Annotated in this window: 5 protein-coding genes; 1 reads left to right on the forward strand and 4 read right to left on the reverse strand. The window is 62.8% G+C overall.

Going from position 1 to position 3,481, the window contains the following annotated elements:
• Positions 1 to 95: 95 nt before the first annotated feature.
• From WBB85_RS05475 to WBB85_RS05490, 4 genes are all read right to left on the reverse strand, one after another.
• Positions 96 to 1,070, reverse strand: coding sequence for a beta-ketoacyl-ACP synthase III (locus tag WBB85_RS05475; protein ID WP_432637620.1), 975 nt, complete (start codon positions 1,068 to 1,070; stop codon positions 96 to 98).
• Positions 1,067 to 2,188, reverse strand: a complete 1,122-nt coding sequence (plsX, locus tag WBB85_RS05480) for a phosphate acyltransferase PlsX (RefSeq protein ID WP_432637621.1) — start codon at positions 2,186 to 2,188, stop codon at positions 1,067 to 1,069. The genes WBB85_RS05475 and plsX overlap by 4 nt, the downstream gene beginning before the upstream one ends.
• Before the next feature lie 25 nt (positions 2,189 to 2,213).
• Positions 2,214 to 2,420, reverse strand: coding sequence for a 50S ribosomal protein L32 (rpmF, locus tag WBB85_RS05485; protein ID WP_432637622.1), 207 nt, complete (start codon positions 2,418 to 2,420; stop codon positions 2,214 to 2,216).
• A gap of 177 nt (positions 2,421 to 2,597) precedes the next feature.
• Entirely contained in the window at positions 2,598 to 3,149 is a 552-nt protein-coding gene (locus tag WBB85_RS05490; protein WP_432637623.1) for a DUF177 domain-containing protein, read from the reverse strand.
• 118 nt (positions 3,150 to 3,267) lie between these two features.
• On the opposite strand from WBB85_RS05490, the gene bamE reads away from it, so the two are divergent.
• The coding region (gene bamE, locus WBB85_RS05495) for an outer membrane protein assembly factor BamE domain-containing protein (protein WP_432637624.1) at positions 3,268 to 3,481 on the forward strand (214 nt) is incomplete at its 3' end.

Genomic DNA, 3,481 nt, shown 5'->3' on the forward strand with positions numbered 1-3,481 from the left:
CTCATATCGTCCCCCCGGATGTTTGGGGTGAGGATGAGGGGTTTGAAATCCCAAGTCAATATCAATGGCTTGGAGAGGAGATTTCAAGCGGGGTTTTACCAGCGCAGAACGACAGAGCCCCAGGAAAGACCGCCGCCGATGGCCTCGGTGACGATCAGATCGCCCTCTTTGATCTGTCCGCGCTCTTTTCCGACCGACAAGGCAAGGGGAATCGATGCGGCCGAAGTATTGCCGTGATCCTGCACGGTGACCACGACCCGCTCCATCGGCACCTGCATCCGCTGGGCAGTTGCGGTGATGATGCGCAGATTGGCCTGATGCGGCACGATCCAATCGACATCGCCGCCGGAAAGCCCGACCTTTCCTAGGGCCGCATGCGCGGTTTCTGCAAGTTTTTCAACGGCATGACGGAAGACCTGATTGCCCTGCATGCGCAGATGCCCGGCCGTACCGGTGGTCGAGACGCCACCGTCGACATAGAGCAGGTCCTTGTAGCTGCCGTCGCTGTTGAGGTCGGTCGCAAGAATGCCGCGATCGTCGGTCGAGCCGGTTCCGGTCTCTGCCTCAAGCACGATCGCGCCCGCGCCGTCGCCGAAAAGCACACAAGTACCGCGATCCTCGAAGTCGAGGATTCGGCTGAAGGTCTCGGCCCCGATGACCACGACGCGGCTGGCCTGACCCGAAAGGATCAGCGCATTGGCGTTGGCCAGCGCATAGACGAAACCGGCACAGACCGCCTGCACGTCAAAGGCAAAGCCCTTTTTCATGCCGATCTTGGCCTGAACCATGGTCGCGGCCGAGGGGAAGGTCAGGTCAGCGGTCGAGGTTGCGACGACAATGGCGTCAATATCGTCTGCCGTCAGCCCGGCATCGGCAAGTGCGGCTTTTGCCGCCTTGGCGCCCAGATCAGAGGTCGTCTCTCCCTCGGCGGCGAAATGACGCCGTTCAATGCCGGTGCGGCTGCGAATCCATTCGTCGGTTGTGTCGACGCGGTCCTCGAACCAGCTGTTCGGGACCACCCGTTCGGGGAGGTAGTGTCCTACACCCCGCACAACCGCTCGAATTGTCATTCGGAAATTCCGTTCTGTTCGCTCAATGCGGCGGCATCCTGCCCTGCCTGCGCGGCAGAGGCAACCCGCGCGGCGAGTCTTTCCTGATAGCCTGACTTGGCCAGCCGGAAAGCGAGCTTCAGTGCCGCCGAAACGCCGGTCGCATCGGCTGATCCATGTGACTTCACCACGGTTCCGTTCAACCCCAGAAAGACGCCACCATTGACCCGGCGGGGGTCGATGCGCTGGCCGAGCTGTTTCAGCGAACCCATGGCCAGAAGGGCGCCAAGCCGGGACAGCGGGCCGGAGTTCAGCGCGTCCTTGAGAAATTCGGCGACAAGTTTCGCGGTGCCCTCGCCGGTCTTCAGCGCGATGTTCCCGGTAAAGCCATCGGTGACAATCACATCGACCCGGGAAGAGGGCAGGTCGCTGCCCTCGACGAATCCGGCATAGTCGAAGCCGCCGGTGTCCGTTGCCGCCATCAAAAGGTCCTGCGCGGCCTTGAGTTCCGCGCCGCCCTTGTGATCCTCGGTCCCGACATTCAGAAGCCCGACGCGTGGCCGTTCAATCCCCAGCCCGTTGCGCGCATAGGACGCGCCCATCAGGGCATATTGCAGAAGGTCCTGTGCCTCGGCCTTGATGTCGGCACCGACATCCAGCATCACATTGAACCCACCGGCATTGCGCGAGGGCCAGAGGCAGGCAATGGCGGGGCGGTTGACGCCGGGCAGCTTGCGCAGCCGGATCACCGACAGGGCCATCAGCGCGCCCGTATTGCCGCAGCTGACGGCAACAGTGGCCTCGTGGTTGCGCACGCTTTCGATCGCGGACCACATCGATGTCCCGTCGCCGTTGCGCATCACCTGAGCGGGCTTGTCCTCCATCGTCACCACACCATCCGCATGGCGGATCGTGCAGCGCCCGGCAAGGCCTGGCCGCTTTGCGACAAGGCCCGTCAGAAGGTCTTCCGGGCCGTGCAGGATAAACTCGATTTCCGGGTTCTGGGCCGCAGAATCAGCCATGCCGCCGACAATGGCGGCGGGGCCCTGATCGCCGCCCATTGCGTCGACCGAAACAACGATACGGCCCGAGGACCCTGTCACGGGTGCCTCGGGCTGCTGATCGTTATCTGATGTCATGCCGGGGACCGGTCAGACGGCAGGCTTACGCCGCGTCTTCGTCCAGATCGATCTCGGCGGACTGAGCGACGACTTCGCGATCAGCGTAGTGACCGCAGGCGCCGCAGACGTGATGCGGGCGCTTCAGTTCGCCACAGTTCGGGCATTCGTTCGGATTTGCAGCGACCAATGCATCATGGGCGCGGCGCATATTGCGGCGGGACCGTGTGACTCGGTTCTGAGGGACAGCCATGTCTCAACCTCGGGTTATTTGGGGCAACGCCCCGGTTTTCCTGGGGTTTCGGCACATGGCAGCCACTTCGCAACCGGTCCAAACCCAACGTTCAAGCGAGGCCGGGAACATACTGTGATTCCGGGCAGGCGCAAGTGTTTTCTGGCGCTTTTTCGGTGCCGCGGGTATTGCGGCAACTCAGGCCTGATCCTCGCTCTTCTTGATCAGATCCGCAAGACCGGCAAAAGGCTTCAGATCATCGTCGCTGAGCGGTTCCGCACCGGGTTCGGTCAGCCGTGTTTCACCCAGTTCCGCACCGTCAGCCCGGGGGTAGAGGGGCAGCGCCAGCGTCAGCGCCTCGATCAAGACAGTACCAGCATCGTTGATCGCGGGCAGCGGCTCGGTGTTGTCGTCCTCAGGCATCTCGACTTCTTCGCCTTCGGGCGCGGTCCATTCCGCAAGATATTGACGTGTCACGGTTTCTTCAATCCGCGTGACCACAGGGGCGAGCGTGACGACACAGGGTTGGGTCACTTTTGCAGTCAGCTTGGCCTCAAGCACCCAGTCGCGCCGGCCGGTTGGCCGAAGCTCTCCACGCAGGCGCAGATCCTCCAATGTGGTTACGTCAAGCACAGCGCCGATCCGGTCCCGCGCGGCCTTGTCCGGCGCGAGATCAAAGCGCGTCGCCTTCCTCGCGGGAAGGTCGGCCACTCGGAACGGATGGGAATAGATGGTCGATTCGTCGGTCATGACGCGGCGTCCTGTTTCAGAGCGGGTCGTCCCGCATGTGGTGCTTCGTCCTTGAAGGACGGCCCTAGCATGTTGTAAGCCGGATAGAAGGCTTGAGGCGGCAAGGCAAGAGGGCGGTATGGGTAGGCTCGGTTTCGGGATTCGGCGCGGTGTCGGCGTGTTGGCGCTGATCGCACTGGCGGCCTGTTCGGCTCAGTATCGAAACCACGGCTATGTTCCGCGTGATGAGGATCTGGCGGAAGTGGTCGTCGGCGAATCGACGCAGGACGCTGTGGCGCGTGCGGTCGGACGCCCGTCATCGACCGGTCTTCTGACCGGCGGCGCGTGGTACT

This window comes from Albidovulum sp., assembly GCF_049646345.1.
Taxonomy (GTDB): Bacteria; Pseudomonadota; Alphaproteobacteria; order Rhodobacterales; family Rhodobacteraceae; genus Albidovulum.

What these genes read in the sequence shown, in the direction of transcription:
- WBB85_RS05475 (WP_432637620.1), bottom strand. Translation starts at nt 1,070, where the DNA reads ATGACAATTCGAGCGGTTGTGCGGGGTGTAGGACACTACCTCCCCGAA.
- plsX (WP_432637621.1), bottom strand. Translation starts at nt 2,188, where the DNA reads ATGACATCAGATAACGATCAGCAGCCCGAGGCACCCGTGACAGGGTCC.
- rpmF (WP_432637622.1), bottom strand. Translation starts at nt 2,420, where the DNA reads ATGGCTGTCCCTCAGAACCGAGTCACACGGTCCCGCCGCAATATGCGC.
- WBB85_RS05490 (WP_432637623.1), bottom strand. Translation starts at nt 3,149, where the DNA reads ATGACCGACGAATCGACCATCTATTCCCATCCGTTCCGAGTGGCCGAC.